The following is a 22,526-nucleotide window of genomic DNA, read 5'->3' on the forward strand; positions in this document are numbered from 1 at the left end:
TGCTCCCCAGAAGACGGAACCGAATATCACGGTCCAACTTCCGGGGAGCAGTGCATTGCGGGGTCCCTGCCACCGCGTTGCGGGGTCCCTGGCACCGCGTTGCGGGGTCTCTGGCGCACACTGGACCTATGCGGATCCAGATCGTCGAGGGCGACATCACGAAGCGGGACGTCGACGCGATCGTCAACGCAGCGAACTCCTCGCTGCTCGGCGGCGGCGGGGTGGACGGCGCCATCCACCGTGCGGCCGGGCCGGAGCTCCTCGAGGCCTGCCGGGAGCTGCGCCGCGACTGGCTGCCGCAAGGCCTCCCGGTCGGGGCCGCCGTCGCCACGCCGGGGTACCGGCTCGCGGCCCGGTGGGTCATCCACACCGTGGGGCCGAACTGGCACGCCGGCGAGCGCGACCAGGCCCTCCTCGCCTCCTGCTTCTCCGAGAGCCTTTCGGTGGCAGCGGCTCTGGGCGCCGGATCGGTGGCCTTCCCCGCAATCTCGGCGGGCATCTACGGGTGGGACCGCCGGGTGGTCGCCTCGACGGCTGTGGGAAGCGTCCTGACGGCGGACGCTGGGGGCGTTGACGTCGTCGAATTCGTCCTGTTCGGGCCGGAGATGGCGGCCGCGTTCCGGACAGCGCTGCGCGAGGTCGGCTGAGTGGACCCGGCTCTCGCCGACGGACTCTCGGGCCCCTGGGTGCTCGTATGGCTCACCGTGATGGTGGTGCTGGACGGCTTCATCCCGCCGGTCCCGTCGGAGATCGCGCTCGTCGCGGCGGGGAGCCTGGCCGTGGAGGGGCGGATGAGCGCGGTCGTTCTCGTGCTGCTCGGCACCCTGGGCTCGTGGCTGTCCGACATCGGCGTGTACCTGCTCTTCCGGCACCGCATGACCGGCTTCCTCGACCGCACCGGCTGGGGCCGGCAGACGCACCGGACAGTGCGGCGCGTGGTCGAGAGGTTCGGGGCATCGTCGACCTACGGGGCGATCATCGGCGTCCGTTTCCTCGCCGGCGGGCGCCTCGCCGCAAGTGCGACAGCGGGCGTGGGCGAGGTCCCGATGCGGCGGTTCGCGGGCGCCGCAGCCATCGGAGGGTTCCTGTGGTCGCTGTGGCACGTCGCGCTCGGATACGTGACCGGACGTGCCACGGGGCTCCCCTTCTGGACGAGCGCCGTGATCGGCACTGGAGTGGGGGTCGCGGTGGGCCTCACGGTCGCCGCGGTCGTGGCGGTGCGGCATCGGCGGGCCGCGGAGCGTGCAGAACTACATCACCCAGAGGCGATTCCGCCCGAGAACGGCCCCGAAACGCCGTGAGTTGTGTCGAAATGCACGGCTGAGGGTCCGGGGCGGCCCTAGAGGCCGAGGGGCACCCAGCGCCCCCGCGACCGGCGCAGGACCTGGAGGCGTCCGGTCGTCGCGACGTCCTCGACCGCGTCCTGCACTGCGAGAGCGGCCCGGCGGGCGGCGGCGACCTCGTCGCTGTCATTCTCGGCCTCGACGAGGAAGCGGAGGGTGATCTGCGGCACGCCGCGGACGATGTCGATCTGGTCGGCCTCGACGTGGTGCATGGAGGCCAGCGCCTCGCGAGCCGCGTCCATGACGCGCTCCGGCGCGTTTCCCGGGCGCAGTCCCGTGATCTGCAGGACGGCACGGTAGGAGGGCATGCGCCCACGCTACCGCGCCGCCGTCGGCCCCTGCCCGTCGGCACCTGCCCGTCGGCCCCTGCCCGTTGGCCGGTGGCCCGGGCCCCTCGGGTCAGCCGAAGAGGGCAGAGGCCTTCATGAGGGTCGTGGCGATCCCGTAGAGCAGCGGCACTCCGACGAGGATCCAGCCCAGGGCGAGTCGTGCAGTCTTCATGTCAGCTCTCCTTCTCCGCGCCGGCGGCGACGGGTTCACTGGGCTCGTGGAACTTCGGATCGACCGGGCGGATGAGGAGGTTCGCGATGAACCCGACCACCAGCAGGGCGACCATGATGAGCAGGGCCGGCTGGTACGCCGCCGCTGTGAGCTTCCCGGGTGTGCCCTGGGCGTCGAGCACCGCGTTGACGATGAGCGGGCCCACGACGCCGGCCGCGGACCACGCCGTGAGGAGCCGACCGTGGACGGCGCCCACCTCGAGGGTGCCGAAGAGGTCGCGCAGGTATGCCGGGGCGGTCGAGAACCCGCCGCCGTAGAACGAGATGATGACGAACGCGAACAGCACGAAGAGCGCCGTGGCCGTGTGGCCGGCGAACGCCAGGAGCAGGTACAGGACCGTTCCGACGCCGAGGTAGCCCATATATATGCGCTTGCGGCCGATCACATCCGAGGTCGCGGACCAGGCGAAGCGGCCGGCCATGTTGCCGATCGAGAGGAGCCCCACGAACCCGCCCGCCACGGAGGCGGCGACGAGCGACTTCCCGTCCGGCTGGCGGAAGAAGTCCTGGATCATCGGCGCGGCCTGCTCGAGGATGCCGATGCCTGCGGTCACGTTGCAGAACAGGGCGGTCCAGAGGAACCAGAACTGGGGGGTCTTGATCGCGTTCGCCGCCGTGACGTTGGCGGTCGTGATGAGCTCGTGGGACCGCACGGACGCCGGGTCGAAGCCGGCAGGAGCCCACCCGGGCGGCGGCACCTTGATGGTGAACGCGCCGAAGAGCATGTAGGCGAAGTACACGGCCGCGAGGGTCAGGAACAGCATCCCGACCGCCTCGCCGCTCGCCACCGCCCCCGGAGCCGAGGACGCCGGATCGTAGGCCGTCAGCAGCGCCGTCGAGAGCGGGCTCGCGATCAGTGCCCCGCCGCCGAAGCCCATGATCGCCATGCCGGTCGCGAGGCCGGGCCGGTCCGGGAACCACTTGATGAGGGTCGAGACCGGCGAGATGTAGCCGATGCCCAGCCCGATCCCGCCGATCACCCCATAGCCGAGGTACACCAGCCACAGCTGGCGCGTGAAGATCCCCGCCGCGCCCACCAGGAAGCCGCCCGCCCAGAAGACCGCCGCGACGAACATCGCCTTGCGCGGTCCGTTGCGGTCAACCCACGTGCCCATGATCGCAGCCGACAGCCCGAGCATGACTATGGCGACCGAGAAGATGACGCCGATCTCCGTCAGGCTGGCCCCGAAGTGCTTCACGAGTGCCGTCTTGTAGACGCTCGTGGCATAGGCCTGTCCGATGCACAGGTGCACGGCGAGGGCCGCGGGAGGGATAAGCCATCGGTTGAATCCTGGCTGCGCAACGCTGTGCGCACGGTCGAGCCACGCCATGCGGGTCCTCCTGAAGTGGCGGCCGGGCCGAGCCCCAGCCGTTCGCGGACCAGTATTCACGCAGCCTGTGACCGGCGTTACATGCCATGCGCCGAGCGGTAGCCACCGCGCGACGAGCGGCAGCGGGAGCACCGCCGTCGTGCGCGGGCGCCCCCCGTATCCTTGACCAGTGACCCTCACCGAATCCCTCCTCGGCTTCGCGGCGATCGCCGCGCTCATCACGGTCCTGCCCGGCACGGACACGGCGCTCGTGCTGCGCTACACGCTCAGCCAGGGCCGCCGCCACGCCTACACGGCGGCACTGGGGATGATCTCGGGGGCGTTCGTGTGGGGCGCCGCGGCGGCGACGGGGGTCTCGGCGCTGCTGACCGTGTCGACGGTCGCGTACGACGTCCTGCGGCTCGCCGGCGCCGCGTACATGCTGTGGCTCGCCGTGGGCCTCTGGCGCGCCTCGTTCGCGAGGCACGACGCCGACCTGCCGCCGGGCGCTCTCCCGCAGCACAGCCTCGAGCCGCTGCGCCGCACGTGGGCGAAGGGCTTCGTGTCCAACATCCTCAACCCCAAGTACGGCATGTTCTGCATCGCCGTGATCCCGCAGTTCCTCGTCCCGGGCGTGCCGGCGGTGTGGATGGGGCTGCTGCTCTCCGTCGTGGCGAACATCGAGGCGATCCTGTGGTTCGTCGCGATCGTCGCAGCCGCACAGTTCTTCAGCAGGTGGCTCAACGGGGCCCAGTTCCGCAAGTGGATCGACCGGGTGACCGGCACGGCGCTGGGGGCCTTCGGCGTCGTCGCCATCCTCGAGACGCGCCACGCGTAGGGCCGGTCTGGAAGCACGCAGGTTCCCGTGGCATTGTCGGCACCATGACTGAGACCCCCGCCGACGCCCAGCTGGCCCGTTGGCAGCGCTTCCGCGACAACCGCAACGCGGCGCTCGCCGAGGAGCACGGCTGGCTCACCCTGACCTCGTTCCAGTGGCTCACTCCGGAGCCATCAGCGGTCGAGCTCGTGCCCGGCCTCTGGCACACGGACGAGTCCACCGGCGTCGAGGCGGCGGTCCTCACTGCCCGCGCGGACGAAGGCCTCGTGTTCGACGAGGAAGGCATTCCCGTTGACGGGACCTTCAGCGCGCACCTGAGCGAGGACGAGTCGCTGAACTGGGTGCGCTACGGGACGATCGTCGTCGAGCTCGCGGTGCGCGGCGGCCGGTACGCGATCAGGACGCGCGACTCGGCGGCGCCCGCCCGCACTGGATTCCGCGGGGTCCCGGTGTTCCCGTACGCGCCGGAGTGGGTCATCGAGGCGCGCTGGGAGCCGTACCCCGCGCCGCGCGAGGTCCCGATCTCCACCGCCAACCCGCTCGTGGACGGGGTTCACGTCTCCGCCGGGGAGGTGGTCTTCAGCCGGCACGGGCACGAGTACCGGCTCCAGGCCGAGCAGGGCCGCCTCAAGGACCTGACCATCACGTTCCACGACGAGACCAACGGCCGGACCACCGACGACTGGCGCAAGGTCACCACCGCGGCGCCCCGCCCCGACGGGACGGTCATCGTGGACTTCAACCGCGCCATCAACTACCCGAGCGCCTTCACCCCTTACGGAACGTGCCCGATGCCGGTGCGGGGCAACTCGCTGGACCTGGCGGTCGAGGCCGGTGAGAAGATGGCCGACGAGGCGTGAGCGGCCCGCGCCCACCCCGCCGAAGTCACCTCCTGTGGCGCCGAAGTCACCCCGCGTGGCACCGAAGTCACCTCCTGTGGCGCCGACATCACCTCCTTCGCGGTGACCTCGCGCCCACACGCGGTGACCTCGCGCCCACACGCGGTGACCTCGCGCCCAAGGACGGGGCGTCCTACTTGGGCGCCATCCGGATCGCGCCGTCGAGCCGGATCGTCTCACCGTTGAGCATGGCGTTGTCCACGATGTGGGCCACAAGGTTCGCGTACTCGGCGGGCCGCCCCAGCCGGGCCGGGTGCGGGACCTGCTTCCCGAGCGATTCCTGGGCCTCCTGCGAGAGCCCGGCCATCATGGGCGTCTCGAAGATGCCCGGGGCGATCGTGACGACCCGGATGAGGTGCCGTGCCAGCTCGCGCGCGATCGGCAGCGTCATGGCATGCACAGCCCCCTTCGACGCGGAGTATGCGGGCTGGCCGATCTGCCCGTCGAACGCGGCGACGGACGCCGTGTTCACTATGACCCCGCGCTCCGGGCCGCCCAGCGTGGTCTCCACCAGCTCGGTGGCCACCATCGCATCGGCCGCGAGCCGGATGACGTTGAACGTTCCGATCAGGTTCACCCGCACCACGCGCTCGAACTGCGCCAGCGGCAGCACGCCGTCGCGCCCCAGCACCTTGCCGGGCGTCGCAATCCCGGCGCAGTTCACCACGACCCGCAGCGGCGCCAGCTCACCCGCACGCACGACGGCGGCGCGCACCTGATCCTCGTCGGTCACGTCGGCGGGCACGAAGGCGGCGCGGTCGCCGAGTTCGGCGGCAAGGGCCTCGCCGGCGCTTCCCGGGAGGTCGAGGAGCACGACGGCGGCCCCTGAGGCGTGCAGGCGCCGCGCCGTCGCGGCCCCGAGACCCGAGGCCCCGCCGGTGATGAGCGCGCTCGCTCCCTGAAGCTCCATGGGCCCTCCGCATCGATGCATCGAGTTAGTCGTGGCTAACCGGACGCCATCCTAGCCGAGCGCGTGAGGCGGGTCACGCTCCTGCGCCGGCCCGACCCGCCTCGCTAGGGTGATCGCATGGACCAGGCGCCTGGAGACCCGACAAGTGCAGCCGAATGGGCCCGCCGCGCCCAGACCGCTGCAGACAGTGTCAACGAGGGATTCGGCCATCGCCTCCTGGGCTTCGTCCCGGGAACGTGGATCGGATCCATCGTCCGGCCGCGGCGGGTCACGCTCCCCTGGGATCCCTGGAACTACTGGTGGCAGGCCCACTATCTGGACTGCCTCGTGGACGCCTCCTGGCGGAAGCTCGGTGGCCCTGCGCCCCAAGGGGGCGGCCCTGCTCGGCGGGGACAGGACCCCGCAACGCAGGGACAGGACCCCGCAAGGGGGGCAGGGCCGTCGGAGCCCCGCGAGCCCCGGGAGCTCCGCCTCGCCCGCGCACTCCTGCGCACCATCAGGATCAGGAACTTCCTCCAGTACCGGAACGCCTTCTACGACGACATGGCCTGGCTCGCCCTCGCCGCCGGGCGCGCCGAGTTCCTCACGCAGAGGGTCGATGAGCGGGGCATCCGGTCCGCCCGCAACGCCGCGCGCGTCCTCGGCGCCCAGCTCGTCTCGGCCAACACCGACGATCTCGAGGGCGGCCTCTTCTGGAACATGAAGCGGGACTTCAAGAACACGCCCGCGACCGCGCCCGCGGCGCTGCACTTCGCCCGGGCAGGCGACCGCGAGCGCGCCCAGCGCCTCGTCGACTGGCTCAACGCCCGCCTCCTGGACCCCGAGCAGGGCCTGTACCTCGACGGCCTGCGGATGTCCCGCGACGGGTCCACCACCCTCGTGGAGGATGTGTGGACCTACAACCAGGGGCCCGTGCTGGGGGCCCTCCTCGAGCTCGGCGGCGGCGCGAACATCGGGCGGGCGGCCGACCTCGTCGAGGCCGTGGACCGGCGGCTCACGCTGACCCTCGGCGGCACCCGCGTGCTCCAGGCCAACGGCGACGGCGACGGGGGCCTCTTCATGGGCATCCTCGCCCGCTACCTGACGGTTGCCGCGGTCAGCAGCGGGCTTCCGGCTGATGCCCGCTCGACGGCGCGGCGGCTCGTCATCGATACAGCGCAGGCGGTGTGGGCCGGCGCCGAGGAGCGGACCGATGGGCAGGGGCGCGCCGGCCGGACGTTTCCGATGCACCCCGGCCGGCCGGCGTCGGACGCCTATCCAGAGGGCCGCGGAGTGGAGCTCTCGACCCAGCTGCAGGCCTGGATGCTCCTCGAGTTCGCGCACCAGCTCACACGGGGCTGAAGCCGCGCACTGGACCTTGTGTCCGCGCCAGGGGCCGGACGATGATCAACACGGCGGATGCCGTCCACATCATGTCCTGCCCCTTCGGCGAGGAGGAACCATCATGGAATCTTCTCCGGATGAGGAGAGCCTCCGTGACGCCTTGCGGACGCTCGCGCGGGCTCCGTTCACGCCCGAGACGATGACGACGATCATGGGCCTGGTGCGAGGAGCCGGACGAAGTGGCAGCCGGGCACCCCGCACCAGGACAACATCGGTGCCTGGGCCTGGCGGCATGGCGCAGTCGCCGTCGCGGTCGACTACCGCCTCGCCCCGCATTAGCGAACGCCACATTTGCGTAATTGACGTGATTTCGCCCACAATGGTGGCTGATTCGCCCCGCTCTTAGGCTTGGCTAACCTACAGTCGATCACGAAGAACCCGTGATCGCAGGAAAGAGAACCCCATGACGTTCCGTCCCCGCGCGCTTGCCGGCCTCGCGCTGGCCGCCGTCGCCGCCCTCGGCCTCTCGGCCTGCGGCGGCTCCTCCGCGAACCAGTCGTCCCAGGATCCCAACACGCTCGTGGTCTACAACGCCCAGCACGAGACGCTCACGAAGGAGTGGATCGACCAGTTCACCGCGGAGACCGGCATCAAGGTCGACTACCGCCAGGGCGACGACAGCGAGATGTCGAACCAGATCATCCAGGAGGGCGCGAACTCCCCCGCGGACGTCTTCCTCACGGAGAACTCCCCGGCGATGACGCAGGTGGAGAACGCCGGCCTCTTCGCGGAGATCGATGCCGCGACCGCCGCGCAGGTCCCGGCCCAGTACCGTCCCTCGACCAACAAGTGGACGGGCATCGCCGCCCGGTCCACCGTGTTCGTCTACAACAAGGACAAGGTCTCGGAGGCGCAGCTTCCCAAGTCGCTGCTCGACCTCCAGAACCCCGAATGGAAGGGCCGGTGGGCCGCCTCGCCGTCGGGCGCCGACTTCCAGGCCATCGTGTCCGCGCTGCTGGAGACCAAGGGCGAGGACGCCACCAAGGCGTGGCTCGCGGGCATGAAGGAGAACGCGAAGGCCTACAAGGGCAACGTCACCGCGATGAAGGCCGTCAACACCGGCGAGATCGACGGCGCGGTCATCTACCACTACTACTACTACGGCGACCAGGCCAAGACCGGCGAGAACTCGAACAAGGTCGGCCTGCACTACTTCAAGAACCAGGACCCGGGCGCGTTCGTCTCGATCTCCGGCGGCGGCGTCCTGAAGTCCTCGAAGCACCAGGAGCAGGCCCAGGCCTTCCTGAAGTTCATCACCGGCAAGAAGGGCCAGGAGGTCCTGCAGAAGGGCACCTCGTTCGAGTACGCCGTCGGCTCCGGCGTCCCGTCGAACGAGAAGCTCGTCCCGCTCGCCGACCTCCAGGCGCCGGTCGTCGACCCCGCCAAGCTCAACTCCAAGAAGGTCGCCGAGCTCATGACCCAGGCAGGCCTGCTCTAGGCCTTGGCAACGCTCCCAGCCCCCTTGATCCCCGCCGCACCTGCGGCGGCGGGCGGGGCGCGCACGACGGCGGGTGAGGGCAAGCGCTCTCGCCCGCCTCTCGGCGTCGTCCTGCTCTGCTGCCTCATCGCCGCGGCCTCACTTATCCCGCTCGGATTCGTCGTCGTCATGACGGTCGCGACTGGGTGGGACACGGCGGTCGCGCTCATCGTCCGCCCGCGCACCCTCGAGCTGCTGGGCAACACGCTCCTGCTCGCCGCGATCACAGTCCCGCTGTGCGTCGTGATCGGCGTGGGCGGAGCGTGGCTCGTGGAGCGGACGAGGCTGCGGGGGAACCGGATCTGGGCCGTGCTGCTCGCGGCACCGCTCGCGATCCCGGCGTTCGTCAACTCCTACGCGTGGGTCTCCGCGGTGCCGGGCCTCGAAGGCATCTTCTCGGGCGTGCTCATCGCAACGCTCTCGTACTACCCGCTCGTGTACATCCCGGCCGCGGCGACACTCTCGCGGCTCGACCCGGCGATGGAGCAGTCGGCGGCCTCGCTGGGGCTCGGGGCGTGGCGCGTGTTCTTCCGCGTGGTGCTCCCACAGCTGCGGATCGCCGTCGCGGGCGGCGCGCTGCTCGTGGCGCTGCACCTGCTGGCGGAGTACGGCGCGTTCGCGATGATCCGGTTCGACACCTTCACGACCGCGATCATGGAGCAGTACCGCTCCACGTTCAACGGCACCGCCGGGAACATGCTCGCGTCCGTGCTCGTGGCCGTCTGCCTGGTCTTCCTGCTCGCCGAGGCGCGGCTGCGCGGCAACGCGCGGTACGCGCGGATCGGCTCGGGGGCGCAGGCCACGCCCACCCGATTGCCGCTCGGCACGTGGCAGCCGCTCGCGCAGGCGGCGCTTGCGGCGGTGGCCGTGCTCGCCGTCGGGGTCCCGCTGTGGATCGTCGGCCGCTGGGCGCTTGCCGGCGGGGCGCGGATCTGGGAGACGTCGGAACTGGCGGGGGCGCTCGGCTCGAGCCTGTGGCTCGGGCTGCTCGGCGCTATCGTGACCACGGTCGCCGCGTTCCCGCTCGCGTTCCTCGCCGTCCGGTTCCCGGGCTGGCTCTCCCGCGCACTCGAGCTGTCCAACTACGTGACGAGCTCGATGCCGGGGATCGTCCTCGCCCTCGCGTTCGTCACCGTCGCGCTGCGCGCGGTCCCCGGCGTCTACCAGAGCACGGGACTCCTCATCGCCGCCTACGTGCTCCTGTTCCTCCCACGGGCGCTGGTCAACCTCCGCGCCGGGCTCGCGCAGGCGCCCAAGGAGCTCGAGGAAGCGGCGCAGGCGCTCGGCAGGCCGCCCATCATGGCGTTCGTGCGCGTGACGCTGCGACTGGCCGCCCCGGCGGCCGCCGGCGGTGCAGCGCTGGTGTTCCTCGCCGTCGTCAACGAGCTGACCGCGACCCTCCTCCTCTCCCCGATCGGCACCAAGACCCTGGCCACGGAGTTCTGGAGCCTCTCGAGCGAGATCGACTACATGGGCGCGGCGCCGTACGCGCTCCTCATGATCGCCCTCTCGGCGCCCATGACGTACCTGTTGTTCCAGCAGTCCAAGAAAGCAGCCGGACAGTGACCGAACAGATCCCCACCCCCACCGCCGCGGCCCGGCTCCCCGAGCCCCGCATCGCGCTGCAGATCGCGGAGACGGCGGACCACCACCTCGACATCGAGGCGGTGACGAAGAACTTCGGCCACCAGCAGGTCCTCAAGGGGATCAACCTGTGGGTGGCGCGCGGGGGCACGACGGCGATCGTGGGCCCGAGCGGCTCCGGCAAGACAACCCTCCTGCGGCTCATCGCCGGCTTCGAGGCGCCCGACACGGGGCGCATCCTGCTGGGCGGCCGCGAAGTGGCCGGCGACACGTGGGTCCCCGCGCACCGGCGCAATATCGGCTACGTGGCCCAGGACGGCGCCCTATTCCCGCACCTGTCCGTCGGGCAGAACATCGCGTTCGGGCTGGACCGCGAGAAGTTCCGCGGACGGGCGGCCGTGACGCAGCGGATCGAGGAGCTCCTGGAGATGGTGGCGCTCGACCCCTCCTATGCCAAGCGGCGTCCCCACCAGCTCTCGGGCGGCCAGCAGCAGCGCATCGCGCTCGCCCGGGCCATGGCGTGCGAGCCGGAGATCATGCTCCTCGACGAGCCGTTCTCGGCGCTCGACGCCGGCCTGCGCGTCGCCACGCGCCGCGCGATCGGCAAGGTCCTGCACGAGGCCGGCGTGACCACGATCCTCGTGACCCATGACCAGGCCGAGGCGCTCTCGTTCGCCGACCAGGTCGCCGTCATGCGCGGGGGGAAGCTCGCGCAGATCGGCAACCCGTTCGTCGTGTACACGCGGCCCGCGGACCGGGCCACCGCCGAGTTCCTCGGGGACGCGGTGATCCTGGACGCGTGGCTCGAGGGGTCGCTCGCGATGTGCTCGCTCGGGGCCATCCCCGTCCGGCGGCCGCCGGCCCAGGGCCGCGTGCAGATCATGCTGCGTCCCGAGCAGATCCGCATCGCGGCGGACTCACGGATCCACGGCACCGTGCTGGACTGGGACTACTTCGGCCCCGAGTCCTCGGTGCGGATCAAGCTCCCCGAGCGCCCCGCCGACCCGCGCATCCCCGGCGGCGGAGAGATCATCACGATCCGCCACTGGAACGCGGCGATGGCCCGCTCCGGGATGGACCTCGCCCTCAAGGTCATCGGCGAGGGCGTGGCCTTCCCCGTCGAGTAGCTAGGCTGGGCGCATGGCCGACGACGTCTCCCCCTCCCCCGGCACCCCCGCTCCGGCAGCGCGCTGGGTCGAGAGCTCTGCGCTGACCCGGTACCGCCTCGCCCCGAACCCGGGACCGATGAGCCTGGACGGGACCAATTCGTACGTGGTGTCGGCTCCGGGCTCGGAGTCGGTGGTCGTGGTGGACCCGGGCCCGCTGGACGGGACGCACCTGGACGAGCTCGCCGCAGCCGGCCGGGTCGAGCTCATCGTCCTGACCCACCACCACCCCGACCACACGGAGGCCGCAGAGGAGTTCCACCGCCGCACGGGCGCACCGGTCCGCGCCCGTGATGCCTCGCTCTGCATCGGCGCCCCGGCGCTCGACGACGGCGAACGGCTCGACGCCGCGGGCGTGCGGATCGAGGTCCTTGCCACCCCCGGGCACACCGCGGACTCGATCTGCCTCCACCTCCCGGACGACGGCGTGCACGGCTCCGTGCTCACGGGCGACACCATCCTGGGCCGTGGGACCACGGTGATCGTGTTCCCCGACGGCCGGCTCGGGGACTACCTCGCGTCCCTGGCCCGCCTCGAGGCCCTCGGCCCCGCGACCGTCCTCCCCGCCCACGGTCCCGTGCTCCCGGACGTGTCCGAAATTGCCCGCGCCTACCTCGCCCACCGCGAGGAGCGGCTCGGCCAGATCCGCTCCGCGCTCGCGCAGCTGGGCCAGGACGCGCCGATCGCCGCCGTCACCGACGCCGTCTACAGCGAGGTCGACCCCAGCGTGCGCCCTGCCGCGGAGAACTCCGTCGCGGCGCAGCTCGACTACCTGCGCGGCTGGGCGTAGCCAGGCAGAGCCGGCGGCCACACGGCGGCCGCAGGGTCAGAACACGCGGAACCGGGAAAATTCGCCGGTCCCGGGGCCGATGGAGGCATCAACCGCATCGACGCGTCCCGGGGCGTCCTCCGATCGGAGCCAGGCCAGAAGGGCTTCGACGTCCTCGCGGGACCCTTCGGCCGTGACCTCGACAGTCCCGTCCGGCAGGTTGGCCGCCGAGCCGACGAGCCCGAGCCGGTCGGCCTCGCCGAGCGTGGAGTAGCGGAAGCCCACCCCCTGCACCATCCCGGAGACGGTCGCGTGCAGGCGTGCCTCGGGGGCCCCGCCCTCCCCCGGCGGTGACTGGCTGGCGTCGTGCTCGCCGCGGTGGCGTCGGAAGATCGACATGCCCCCAGTCTCCGACGCTCCCACGAGCGCGCGCCACCCTCGGGCCTGTTGGAGTGTCGGACCGCGGCGGTAGCGTGGCGGCATGAGCGCCCCCCTCCAGCCCTCACTCCACCGGCAGCACGTGGCCCTCGCCGCGCCCACGCAGATCTGGCTCGGGCCGGACGGCCGCCTTGCGCCCGAGCCACCCGGAGGCGGTGTCACGGGGGTCTTCCACGCGGACACGCGCTTCCTGGACCGGGCCCTCGTCATGGTCGACGGCGCCGAGCCGCAGCCGGTGGGCGTCACCGGCCGCGGGCCCCGGCTCACGGTCGACGGCCTCGCAAGGAACATCCCGGGCCCCACCCTCGACCCGGCCGTGCGGGTCCGGCAGCACTGGAGCGTCGAACCCGGCAGGGTCCGGCACCGGATCGAGCTGAGCACGTCGCTGCCCCGGCTCGAATGCACCCTCACGGTTCACCTCAGCGCCGACTTCGCGCCCATGGACGCCGTGCGAGTGGGGCGCGCCGCCGACACCGTCCCGCCCGAGGGGCCCGGCCCGCAGGGCAGCGGGATGCACGACGGCGGCGGGCTGGCCTGGGCGCACGGCGAACACCGGGCGGTGCTCACGGCGGGTCCAGGGCTGCCCGGAGGCGGGGCCGCGAACGTCACGACGGCCCTCGACAGCGACGGCGACGACACTGACGGCTTCCCCACCGGCCACCCGGCCCTCTCCTGGCGCGCCGTCCTCGGGCAGGGCGAGCCGTTCCGCGCGGAGTGGAGCGTGGCGCTCGAGGACGCCGGCGCCGTCGTGCGCGCTGCCCCGGACGGCGGGGTCGAGGCGGAAGCGCGGCAGGACGCTGTCGGGCGGCTGGTCGCCGGATCGCTGGCGGAGCTGGCCGGGCTGCGCCTGGCCACCGCGAAGGTGCCGGACGCGCCGTTCCTCGCGGCGGGCGCACCGTGGTATTTCACCCTGTTCGGGCGCGACTCGCTGTGGGCCGCACGGCTCCTGCTCCCCCTCGACACGGCGCTCGCCGCGGGGACCCTGCGCACGCTCGCGGCCTATCAGGGCCAGCGGCACGATCCCTCCTCCGCCGAGGACCCGGGGAAGATCCCCCACGAGGTCAGGGCGCGCGAGCTTGTGATCGACGGCGGCCCGGGCGGGGACCAGCTGCGCCTCCCGCCGGTGTACTACGGATCAGTGGACTCCACTCTGCTGTGGCTGTGCCTCCTCGGCGAGCTGTGGCGCACGGGCCGGGCGCCCGAGGTCGTGCGGGCGCTGCTGCCTGCCGCGCGCGGTGCCGCGGACTGGCTGCTCGCGGCCGGCGCGGACGGCTTCCTCGCCTACCGGGATGAGTCCGGGCACGGGCTAAGCAACCAGGGCTGGAAGGACTCCGCGGATGCCATGCAGTTCCTCGACGGGCGCCGGGCAGAGGGGCCGATCGCACTGGCTGAGGTCCAGGCCTATGCCTTCCAGGCGGCGCACGAGGCCGCGGCGCTGTTCGAGGAGCTGCGCGAGCCCGGGGGCGGCGCGGGCCTGCGCGAACAGGCGACCGCTCTGCGGGACTTCGCCGCAGGGCTCCGGCAGCGGTTCCGCGAGCAGTTCTGGGTGGACGACGGCGCGGGCCCCTTCCCGGCCATGGCCCTCGACGGCGCCGGGACGCCCTTGGACCCGCCCGGCTCCAACATGGGGCACCTGCTGGGCACGGGACTCCTCGACGCCCACGAAGCCGAGCGGGTGGTGGAACGGCTCACGGGTCCCGAACTGTTCAGCGGCTTCGGGATCCGGACGCTCTCCACCGCCGCGGCGGGATACTGGCCGCTCAGCTACCACTGCGGCTCGGTCTGGAGCCACGACACCGGCATCGCCATCCGCGGCCTGCTGGCCGACGGGTTCCGGACCGAGGCCGCGGCCGTCGCGCGTGGTCTCGTGCGGGCGTCGGAGTCGTTCGGGCACTCCCTCCCCGAAGTGTTCTCCGGGGAGGGATCGGAGGAGGCGGACCGGGCGCTGCCCTACCCTTCCTCGTGCCGGCCGCAGGCGTGGAGCGCGGCTGCGGCGCTCGTGGCGGCACAGGCCCTGGGGCGCTGAAGCGAGCGCCCGTCCCGCCCGCCGCGAGGCCACCGAGCCTTGCCTGACCAGTTCATGCCGCTCATGATGGGGGCAGCCGCGCTCGCCCCCACGTCCTCCCGGGAGTTCCGCTCATGCCTCACAGAATGCCCCGCAGGGCCCAAGAGCTGCTGAACGAGTTCATCGAACGTGCCCATGAGCTGGTGCGCGTGCAGGGCCACATGAACGGCCTCATGACCGCGATCGTGTCGATGGCGGAGGACCTGAGCCTGCAGTCGGTCCTCGAGCAGCTGGCCCAGTCCGCGGCGGAACTCCTGAATTCCCGCTACGCGGCCATCGGCGTGTTGGGCCCCGACGACACGCTCACCCACTTCATCACCGTGGGCATCGACGAGGATCAGAAGCGCCTCATGGGGGACGTGCCCACGGGGCACGGGGTCCTGGGGCAGCTGATCCGCGAGCCGAAGCCCCTGCGGCTCCACGACCTCCACGAGCACCCCCTCTCCGTCGGGTTCCCGGAGAACCATCCTCCGATGACGACCTTCCTCGGCGTACCGATCAGGGTGCGGGAGGCGGTCTTCGGCAACCTGTACCTGACCGAAAAGGCGGGCGGGGAGGACTACACGGCGGAGGACGAGGAACTTGCCGCCGCGTTGGCGGCCGCGGCCGGCGTCGCGATCCAGAACGCCCGGCTGTACGAGGACAGCCGCCGGCGGCAGCGGTGGCTCGAGGCGGGCATGGAGGCCAGCACCTCCCTCATCGTCGAGGACTCCCCCTCGCCCGACGCTGATCTGGACCTCGTGGCGGAGCACGCGCTGCGGGCCTCCGACGCCGTACTCGCAGTCGTCGCCGCCCCGGACGGGGAGTCGATGGAGGTGTACACCGCGGTCGGCGCGCTCGCCGTCGTGGCCGGCCAGGAAGTCCTCTGCCCGCCGTCCCTGAGGGAGGCGGACGTGGAGCGCAGGCCGCTGGTGCTGCGGAACCCCGAGGAGGTGTTCGGTCCGGGCAGCGGCGAGAAGCTCGGACACGTCCTGGCGATTCCGATCGGGCACGGCACGTCCGGCGACCGGCTCCTGCTGCTCGCACGCCAAGCCGGCGGCAGCCAGTTCACGCAGGCGGACCTCGAGTCCGGAGCCGCGTTTGGCTCCCACGTGGGGCTGGCCCTCGATTTGAACATCGCCCACCGGCAGCGCGAAGAGGCGCTCATCTCGGTGGACCGGGACCGCATCGCCCAGGACCTGCACGACCTGGTGATCCAGCGTCTCTTCGCCGCGGGCCTCGGCATCCAGAACCTCCGGCGCTTCGCCACGGACCCCGCCGCGGAGGCGCGCATCACGAAGCTCACCGAGGAACTGGACGAGAGCATCCGGGAGCTGAGGAACACCATCTACTCGCTCCGCGCCAAGCAGACGGACCGCGAGGGCCTCTCACGGTCGCTGTTCGACACGGTCCACGAGTGCCTCCGCAGCACGGGCATCATCCCCAAGATCACGGTCGAGGGCAGGCTGGAGGACCTGCCGTCTCCGTTGGCCCGGCAGGTCCTGGCAGTGGTGACCGAGACGGTCAGCAACGCTGCGCGGCATTCGGGCGCCACCAGCATCACGGTCGCGTTGACCGCCCTCCCGGATGCCGTGGAAGTGCTCGTCGAGGACGACGGGAAGGGATTCGCCAGCCCGGCCCGGGCCAGCGGGCTGGCCAACATCCAGCGCCGGGCCCGCTCCCTGGACGGGACGAGCAGCGTCGACAGCATCCCGGGTACGGGAACCCGGGTCTCGTGGCGGGTGCCCCTGACGGCCCGTTAGGCGCGGAGCGCGGCGGGCCACGGGTCGCGCGGCGCCGTCGCCGGATACCCGAGCTTGGCCAGCGCCCGCTGCAGCGCCGCCTCGAAGGCGGGCCGGGCCAGCCCCATGCGGCGGGTCATCTCAGTGTCGCTGCACCCTCGGGCACAGTCGAGCAGGATCCGCCGCTCGGTGGATGTGAGGGCGGGCGAGGGCTGTGAGAGGCGCAGCTCGGAGAGGACGGCCTCGCGTTCACCGGCGCTGAAGAGGTCCTCGCCCGCGGCAACCGCTCTGATGCGCCGGACCAGGTCTCCCCCGCGCACCATCCTGACCGCGTGGCCCCGCGCCCCGGCGAGGATGGAGCCCCGCAGCTCCTCGCGGGTTCCGAGGCTGCCCAGCGTCAGGCAGGGAACGGCCGGGCTCGCATCCCAGATCCTCCGGCAGACCCGGATCCAGGACGCATCCCGCAGGGCCGTGTCCACGAGGGCCAACTGCGGGAGGAGGACCGGGATTGCGGACAGCGCTTCAGCTGCCGACCCAGTCGCGCCGGCGACCTCCAACGCCTCCCCCGCGAGCATCTCGCGCAGCGCCTGCTGTTCCATCCGGTGGCCGCAGACAAGGAAGACCCGGGCGGGCCTGTCCCGTACCGTCCCGGGAGAGAAGGAGTCGTGTCCTGCCATCGCGCACCTCGGGTGTTGCCGTGTTGTCCCGAGGACCACGCTCCTCCCGGCATGGCCCGGCCAGTAGAGGCGAAGGGCGCAGGGCTGGGGGTCAGGGCCGTCTCTTCTGCGGGTAGGGCGTCTCGTGCCGCGCGAGCATCGCCACGAACTCGGCGACCTTCCGTGCCCGGGTCTCCGGCCGCTTCACGTCGGTGACGCGGTACACCAGGGCGAACCGGTTGGTGGAGGTGAGGACGTCGAACATCGCCTGCGCCTCGGGGACCGCGGCGATCGCGGCGGCGAGGTCGTCGGGCACCTCGGCGGTCGCGGCGCCGCCGTAGGCCGCCTCCCAGCGCCCGTCCGCCTTGGCGGCGTCGACGGCGGCCCGGCCCGCCGCCGTCATCCGTCCCTCGGCCTCGAGCCGGGCCACGCGCTCGACGTTGGACCGTGACCACCGGCTCCCCTTGCGGCGGGGTGTGAAGCGGATCGCCGAGCTCGCCGCGTCGCGGGCGCGCAGCTGGCCGTCGATCCAGCCGTAGCAGAGCGCCTCGAGGACCGCGTCCTCGTACTGCAAGGCCGTCACCGTTCCGCCCTTCTTGGTCAGGACGAGCCACACTCCCGGGCTCTCGGCGTGGTGGGCGGCGAGCCATACGTGCCACGCGGCGGCATCGGCGACGAGGAGTTCGGGCAGTTCCGGGGCCATGCGCCAAGCGTCCACGCGAGCGGCCCGATGGCGCAAGGAGACAGGCCGCGGTGGGAGGATGGGAACGACCGAAAGGAAGCCCGATGCTTCGCGTCCGCCCCACCCGCTACACGTCCGCCATGCCCGAACTCCGGAGGCTCCTGGAGGACGTGGGCCTCGTCGTCACCGAGGAAGGCAGCGGCTGGGCCGTGCTCGACGCCGGGAGCGGCCGCGTCCGGCTCCGCGCGGTCCCTGCGGGGTCCCCCGGCGACGGGATGACGTCGTTCGGGGTCGAGATCCGCGAGCCGGAGGCCTTCACCCGCCGCACTCGCCAGGACGGCGGGCGTGCGAGCATCGAGGACGCGATCGGTGGTGTGCGCGTGCGGATCACCGGGCCGGACGGGTTCAGCTTCCTGGCCGAGCCCTCCGCCCACGGCGCCACGTGCGCCGACGCGGACCGCGCCCTCACAGTCCGGATGGAGTGGCTCACCCCTGACCTTCCGGGTGCTGCGCTCGCGCTCTCCGCCATCGGCGCCAGTCCCCGCACGGCCGGAACCCCCGCCCCGGCAGCCGAGTTCACCGCAAAGAATGGCGGTGTGCTGGCCCTGCGCGAGGCACCGGTGCTGCGCGGCGGAGACCTCGTCCTCGAGTACGACGGCGACGTGGGCACCCTCGCCTCACGGCTCGCGCGGGCCGGGTGGTCACCCGAGGTGGGCGAGGTGCAGGGGCGGCAGGGCGCCGTCGTGCGCGTCCCGACGCCGGACGGCGGTGAGGTCACGATCCTCACAGCTCCGCCCGGTCATGGGGTAGAACAGTAGGCATGGCTCTGCGCACTCCCGACCCGTATCCCGGCTGGCTCTCGCCCGAGGACCTCTACGAGGCGCGGAATCGCCTGCCGATGCTGTACGTCGAGGCGCTGCCGGTGCGGCTCGACCCGCTCGGCTACGTCAACGAGGTCGGGCTCCTGCTGCAGGCCGACGACGAGGGCAACATGATGCGCAGCCTCGTCTCCGGACGCGTGCTGTACAAGGAGACGATCCGAGGCGCCCTCCTGCGCCACCTCGAGAAGGACCTCGGACCGCTCGCCCTTCCCCAGCTGCCCGTCAGCCCCGTGCCGTTCACGGTCGTGGAGTACTTCCCGTCGCCCTCGCAGACGGGCTTCACGGACGAGCGCCAGCACGCGGTCGCGCTCGCGTACGTGATCCCGGTGGCCGGCGAGTGCCAGCCCCGGCAGGATGCCCTCGAGCTGACCTGGATGTCCCCGGCTGAGGTGCTCAGCGGGCCGGTGCAGATGGAGTTCGTGGGCGGACGGGGCGAGCTCGTGCGCCAGGCGCTCGCGTTCGCGGGCCTTTCGGCGTAGCGTCGGGGGCTTGGGCCAGCGCGCCTGAAACACCCCGTTACCAATCCTTTATATGGTGGTCACTGGACCGACAGCCACCACGGAGGACCCATGCAGCACAGCTCGGGACCGCACGAGCGGCCCGGAACCACCGAGTTCCACGCTATCGACGCCGACGACCTGAGGCCCGGCCAGCGGCTGCTCCTGCCCGACGGCAAGGACAGCGCGGAGGTCCTCGAAGTGGACACGGTCCTCGACGACTACGGCCAGCCCGCCCTGTACTTCGCGGTCCTCGACAACCACACCAACCTCCGCGTCGCCCACGGCACGCGGGTCCGCGCGGCCCGCGGCAAGGCCGTGCGGCCCGCCGACCTCCTCTTCTCCGGCCCCGCCGCGGGCGCGGGGGCTTCGGCTGCCGAGGCGGAGGCCCCAGACGCCGGGGTGACGGCCCCGGCCGGCGAGGCAGGCGCTGCGGCCGTTGCGCCCCCCACGATCGAGACGGTTCCGGCGGCGCCCCTCCGCGGCCCCTCGGACATCGCCCTGGACACCGGAGAGGTGGTCCACGTCCCCGGCGCGGCGTCGGCACGTCCCGAGCGCGCGAACGCGTCGATCCTCGCGCGCCTCCCCGCTCCCGATGACAAGCCCGAGGACCTCATGCGCGCCATCGACGCCGCCCACCCCGGGCGCCATGCGGTCCACGAGCTCGCCGCCCGTCTGGCCAGGGGCGTCAACGTCAAGTCGGGCGCCTGCCTGGCCGACCTGCGGGCCCTCGCCTACGAGCTGTACATCGGCCAGCACGACGCCGAGGGGGCGCTCAAGGTCGCGGACCTGCTCGCCGTGCTCCCCTACGACGGGAACCCCGCGCGCTGGGCGTCGATCGAGTCCGCGCTCGGCCTCGCCGCGCACCTGGCGAGGGAGGCCGGGCAGGAGGACCGCGCGGCCGCCTACGGCGAGCTGCTGCGCACCCCCGAGGACGCCGAGACCGACCCGTTCCGGGCACGCATGGCGCAGCGCGTGCGGCAGCGGGCGCTCAACGAGCCGAACCTGTACGACAAGGAGATCACCCGGGCTGTCGGCGCGAAGGACCACGCCGAGGAGCGCGGCTGGCGGATGCTGCGGCTGGGCAGCCTCCTGCACCTGCGCGCCCATGGCGGATCCACGGCCTTCGAGCAGGACGAGCTGGACCGGCGCATCGAGGTCGAGCTCGACGCCGTCCGCGCCTGACGCCCGTCGCGCTTAGTGACCCCCAGGATGTGACCCCCAGACGGGCTCCTCTGGGGGTCATCTCCTGGGGGTCACCTCCTACGCGATGGGGCCCATCTGGTTCGTGACCTCGATCTGCTTCACCTTCGGGTCCGTCTCGTCGGCGCCGAAGTCGGACGGCCGCGTCTCGTCGAGCCCCTGCGGGATCTTGAAGGCCCGCAGGACGAGGGTGAGCACGACGGCGACGATCAGGTTGAGCGCGAACGCGGTCACCGCGATGTACACGGTGAAGTTCGTGCCCGGGATCGCGGCCGTCGAGCCGCCGAAGTGCGCGTGCGTGACGGGGTTGACCACGTTGTACGCCGAGATCGTGCCGAAGGCGATGCCGACGGCCCAGCCCACCAGGAGCGCCCACCGGTCGAACCACCTCGTGTACAGCCCCGCGACGACGGCCGGGAAGGTCTGCAGGATCCAGATGCCTCCGAGGAGCTGCATGTTGATCGCCGCTGACTGGTCCATGCCGATCACGAAGACGAGCGCCCCGACCTTGACCACAAGCGAGACGATCTTGGACACGTTCGCCTCGGTCTTCGGGTCCGCATCCGGACGGAAGAAGTCCCGGTAGACGTTGCGGGTGAACAGGTTCGCCGCCGCGATGGACATGATGGCCGCCGGCACGAGCGCGCCGATCGCGATGGCCGCGAGCGCGATCCCGGCGAACCACGAGGGGAAGTGGTCGAGGAACAGCTGCGGCACCACGAGCTGCGGGTTCGTCGAGCCGTCGAGGTCGATCGGCTTGGTCCCGGCCTTGATCGCCACGAAGCCAAGCAGCGCGAGGAACCCGAGCATGAGCGAGTACAGCGGCAGGATCGCCGCGTTGCGGCGGATCGTGTTGCGCGCCTTCGAGGCCAGCACGCCCGTGACCGAGTGCGGGTACATGAACAGCGCCATCGCGGAGCCGAGCGCGAGGGTCCAGTACGCCGAGTAGCTTCCCTCGGTCGGGATGAACACTCCGGCCGGCTTGCCCGTGGCCTGGCTGACGGTGCCGAGCTTGGTCTGCGCTGCGCCGAAGATGCTGTCCCAGCCGCCGAACTTGATCGGCAGGTAGATCACGGCGACGATCACCGCGAGGTAGATCAGCAGGTCCTTGACGACGGCGATCATTGCCGGCGCGCGGAGGCCGGACGTGTAGGTGTACGCGGCGAGCACGACGAACGCGAGGATGAGCGGCAGGTCGGTCAGGAGCGCGTTGTCGGGGCTCCCGAGGCCGAGCACGGTGAGGACGGCCTTGATGCCCACGAGCTGAAGGGCGATGTACGGCATGGTCGCGACGATGCCCGTGACCGCGACGGCGAGGGACAGCCAGCGGCTCCCATAGCGGCCGCCCACGAAGTCCGCGCTCGTGACGTACCCGTGCCGGTGCGACACCGACCAGAGCCGGCTCATGATGATGAAGATGATCGGGTACAGCACGATCGTGTAGGGCACGGCGAAGAACCCGCTGACGGCGCCCGTGGCCCACATCGCGGCGGGGACGGCCACGAACGTGTACGCCGTGTAGAGGTCGCCGCCGAGCAGGAACCAGGTGATCCACGTGCCGAACCCGCGTCCGCCGAGGCCCCATTCGTCGAGGCTGTGCAGGCCCGTCTCCTCCTTGGACCGGCGCCAGCGCGCGGCCAGGAACCCCATGACGGCGACGATCGCGAACAGCAGGATGACGATGATGAGCGCGACCCAGTCGATCGGGCGCCCGTTCACCGCCGCTCACCCCCGTCTCGGGTCGATCGCCCGGACGACGGCGCCCTGCCGCCGCCCGCTCCCGGCGAGCCCGGCGCGCGGGCGGCCACGCGCCGTCGTCGGTCCTCGGTGGTGACGAGCCAGTACGCGATGCCGCTCAGGGCCGCCGAGATGGGAACCCAGAGCAGCTGGTACCAGTAGAAGAACGGCATGCCGCCCCACCGCGGCTGGTCGTAGGAGTACAGCTGCGGCATGAGCGGCAGAATGATCGCCGCTGCGAGCAGGATTCCCGCGATGATGTATGGCAGTGGCCTGGCTGGTGCACGCGTCGGGGTGTCGCGCGTGGGCCCGTTGAGATCGGACAACGAAACCTCCTGGTCGTCCCGTCCGGCCTCTGGCCCCCCAGCGGGCCAGGGACTGGGCGAAGGTTTATATGTCCCCCATAG

At 71.8% G+C, this 22,526-nt stretch carries 23 protein-coding genes; 14 read left to right on the top strand and 9 right to left on the bottom strand.

The window, feature by feature from the left end:
• The first annotated feature begins 128 nt into the window (after window positions 1-128).
• Complete coding sequence (locus ABD298_RS13280; protein ID WP_344300213.1) at window positions 129-647, top strand: O-acetyl-ADP-ribose deacetylase; 519 nt, start codon at window positions 129-131, stop codon at window positions 645-647.
• Complete coding sequence (locus ABD298_RS13285) at window positions 648-1,301, top strand: DedA family protein (RefSeq protein WP_344300214.1); 654 nt, start codon at window positions 648-650, stop codon at window positions 1,299-1,301.
• Window positions 1,302-1,339: 38 nt separating this feature from the next.
• On the opposite strand, the gene ABD298_RS13290 is transcribed toward ABD298_RS13285, so the two are convergent.
• The 3 genes from ABD298_RS13290 to ABD298_RS13295 form a co-directional block, all read right to left on the bottom strand.
• Window positions 1,340-1,651, bottom strand: coding sequence for a hypothetical protein (locus ABD298_RS13290; protein ID WP_344300215.1), 312 nt, complete (start codon window positions 1,649-1,651; stop codon window positions 1,340-1,342).
• Between the two features lie 91 nt (window positions 1,652-1,742).
• The gene (locus tag ABD298_RS18705; RefSeq protein ID WP_413249860.1) at window positions 1,743-1,844 is read right to left on the bottom strand and encodes an MFS transporter small subunit; all 102 of its coding nucleotides are present in this window, start codon (window positions 1,842-1,844) and stop codon (window positions 1,743-1,745) included.
• A gap of 1 nt (window position 1,845) precedes the next feature.
• Window positions 1,846-3,234: an OFA family MFS transporter gene (locus ABD298_RS13295; RefSeq protein WP_344300217.1), complete on the bottom strand. Its 1,389-nt coding sequence runs from the start codon at window positions 3,232-3,234 to the stop codon at window positions 1,846-1,848.
• A 169-nt stretch (window positions 3,235-3,403) separates the two neighbouring features.
• Between ABD298_RS13295 and ABD298_RS13300 the strand changes: the two genes are divergently transcribed.
• Together ABD298_RS13300 and ABD298_RS13305 are read left to right on the top strand one after the other, a co-directional pair.
• The gene (locus ABD298_RS13300) at window positions 3,404-4,051 is read left to right on the top strand and encodes a LysE family translocator (protein ID WP_344300218.1); all 648 of its coding nucleotides are present in this window, start codon (window positions 3,404-3,406) and stop codon (window positions 4,049-4,051) included.
• A 44-nt stretch (window positions 4,052-4,095) separates the two neighbouring features.
• Window positions 4,096-4,911, top strand: a complete 816-nt coding sequence (locus tag ABD298_RS13305; RefSeq protein WP_344300219.1) for a DUF1684 domain-containing protein — start codon at window positions 4,096-4,098, stop codon at window positions 4,909-4,911.
• A 172-nt stretch (window positions 4,912-5,083) separates the two neighbouring features.
• Here the strand turns inward: ABD298_RS13305 and ABD298_RS13310 are convergent, their stop codons facing one another.
• Window positions 5,084-5,860, bottom strand: coding sequence for a 3-hydroxyacyl-CoA dehydrogenase (locus ABD298_RS13310; protein WP_344300220.1), 777 nt, complete (start codon window positions 5,858-5,860; stop codon window positions 5,084-5,086).
• Between the two features lie 117 nt (window positions 5,861-5,977).
• On the opposite strand from ABD298_RS13310, the gene ABD298_RS13315 reads away from it, so the two are divergent.
• From ABD298_RS13315 to ABD298_RS13335, 5 genes are all read left to right on the top strand, one after another.
• The gene (locus tag ABD298_RS13315; protein WP_344300221.1) at window positions 5,978-7,201 is read left to right on the top strand and encodes a glycoside hydrolase family 76 protein; all 1,224 of its coding nucleotides are present in this window, start codon (window positions 5,978-5,980) and stop codon (window positions 7,199-7,201) included.
• Between the two features lie 445 nt (window positions 7,202-7,646).
• Entirely contained in the window at window positions 7,647-8,681 is a 1,035-nt protein-coding gene (locus ABD298_RS13320; RefSeq protein ID WP_344300222.1) for an iron ABC transporter substrate-binding protein, read from the top strand.
• 3 nt (window positions 8,682-8,684) lie between these two features.
• Window positions 8,685-10,286 carry an ABC transporter permease gene (locus ABD298_RS13325; protein WP_344300224.1) on the top strand — a complete coding sequence of 534 codons (1,602 nt, stop codon included), beginning with the start codon at window positions 8,685-8,687 and terminating at the stop codon, window positions 10,284-10,286.
• The gene (locus ABD298_RS13330; RefSeq protein WP_344300226.1) at window positions 10,283-11,431 is read left to right on the top strand and encodes an ABC transporter ATP-binding protein; all 1,149 of its coding nucleotides are present in this window, start codon (window positions 10,283-10,285) and stop codon (window positions 11,429-11,431) included. Before ABD298_RS13325 ends, ABD298_RS13330 begins: the two co-directional genes overlap by 4 nt.
• Window positions 11,432-11,444: 13 nt before the next feature.
• Complete coding sequence (locus tag ABD298_RS13335; RefSeq protein ID WP_344300228.1) at window positions 11,445-12,260, top strand: MBL fold metallo-hydrolase; 816 nt, start codon at window positions 11,445-11,447, stop codon at window positions 12,258-12,260.
• A 36-nt stretch (window positions 12,261-12,296) separates the two neighbouring features.
• Here the strand turns inward: ABD298_RS13335 and ABD298_RS13340 are convergent, their stop codons facing one another.
• Window positions 12,297-12,638, bottom strand: coding sequence for an acylphosphatase (locus ABD298_RS13340; protein ID WP_344300229.1), 342 nt, complete (start codon window positions 12,636-12,638; stop codon window positions 12,297-12,299).
• Between the two features lie 82 nt (window positions 12,639-12,720).
• On the opposite strand from ABD298_RS13340, the gene ABD298_RS13345 reads away from it, so the two are divergent.
• Together ABD298_RS13345 and ABD298_RS13350 are read left to right on the top strand one after the other, a co-directional pair.
• Window positions 12,721-14,703: a glycogen debranching N-terminal domain-containing protein gene (locus ABD298_RS13345; RefSeq protein WP_344300230.1), complete on the top strand. Its 1,983-nt coding sequence runs from the start codon at window positions 12,721-12,723 to the stop codon at window positions 14,701-14,703.
• A 125-nt stretch (window positions 14,704-14,828) separates the two neighbouring features.
• Entirely contained in the window at window positions 14,829-16,484 is a 1,656-nt protein-coding gene (locus tag ABD298_RS13350) for a GAF domain-containing sensor histidine kinase (protein ID WP_344300231.1), read from the top strand.
• On the opposite strand, the gene ABD298_RS13355 is transcribed toward ABD298_RS13350, so the two are convergent.
• Window positions 16,481-17,140 carry a hypothetical protein gene (locus ABD298_RS13355; RefSeq protein WP_344300232.1) on the bottom strand — a complete coding sequence of 220 codons (660 nt, stop codon included), beginning with the start codon at window positions 17,138-17,140 and terminating at the stop codon, window positions 16,481-16,483. The two genes, ABD298_RS13350 and ABD298_RS13355, sit on opposite strands and share 4 nt — an antisense overlap.
• Window positions 17,141-17,231: 91 nt before the next feature.
• Entirely contained in the window at window positions 17,232-17,822 is a 591-nt protein-coding gene (locus tag ABD298_RS13360; protein ID WP_344300234.1) for a YdeI/OmpD-associated family protein, read from the bottom strand.
• Between the two features lie 119 nt (window positions 17,823-17,941).
• Between ABD298_RS13360 and ABD298_RS13365 the strand changes: the two genes are divergently transcribed.
• The 3 genes from ABD298_RS13365 to ABD298_RS13375 all read left to right on the top strand — a co-directional run bounded on the left by ABD298_RS13365 (window position 17,942) and on the right by ABD298_RS13375 (window position 20,364).
• Window positions 17,942-18,619, top strand: coding sequence for a VOC family protein (locus ABD298_RS13365; protein WP_344300235.1), 678 nt, complete (start codon window positions 17,942-17,944; stop codon window positions 18,617-18,619).
• 2 nt (window positions 18,620-18,621) lie between these two features.
• A complete protein-coding gene (locus tag ABD298_RS13370) occupies window positions 18,622-19,161 on the top strand; it encodes an NUDIX hydrolase family protein (RefSeq protein ID WP_344300236.1) in 540 nt (179 codons plus the stop codon).
• Window positions 19,162-19,251: 90 nt separating this feature from the next.
• On the top strand, window positions 19,252-20,364 hold the full coding sequence (locus ABD298_RS13375) for a DUF6707 family protein (protein WP_344300238.1): 1,113 nt from the start codon (window positions 19,252-19,254) through the stop codon (window positions 20,362-20,364).
• A 78-nt stretch (window positions 20,365-20,442) separates the two neighbouring features.
• Here ABD298_RS13375 and mctP read toward each other — a convergent pair whose 3' ends face one another.
• A complete protein-coding gene (gene mctP, locus ABD298_RS13380; protein ID WP_344300239.1) occupies window positions 20,443-22,101 on the bottom strand; it encodes a monocarboxylate uptake permease MctP in 1,659 nt (552 codons plus the stop codon).
• The gene (locus tag ABD298_RS13385) at window positions 22,098-22,445 is read right to left on the bottom strand and encodes a DUF3311 domain-containing protein (protein WP_344300240.1); all 348 of its coding nucleotides are present in this window, start codon (window positions 22,443-22,445) and stop codon (window positions 22,098-22,100) included. Before ABD298_RS13385 ends, mctP begins: the two co-directional genes overlap by 4 nt.
• Between the last annotated feature and the right edge of the window lie 81 nt (window positions 22,446-22,526).

This window comes from Sinomonas flava, assembly GCF_039531875.1.
Lineage (GTDB): Bacteria > Actinomycetota > Actinomycetes > Actinomycetales > Micrococcaceae > Sinomonas > Sinomonas flava.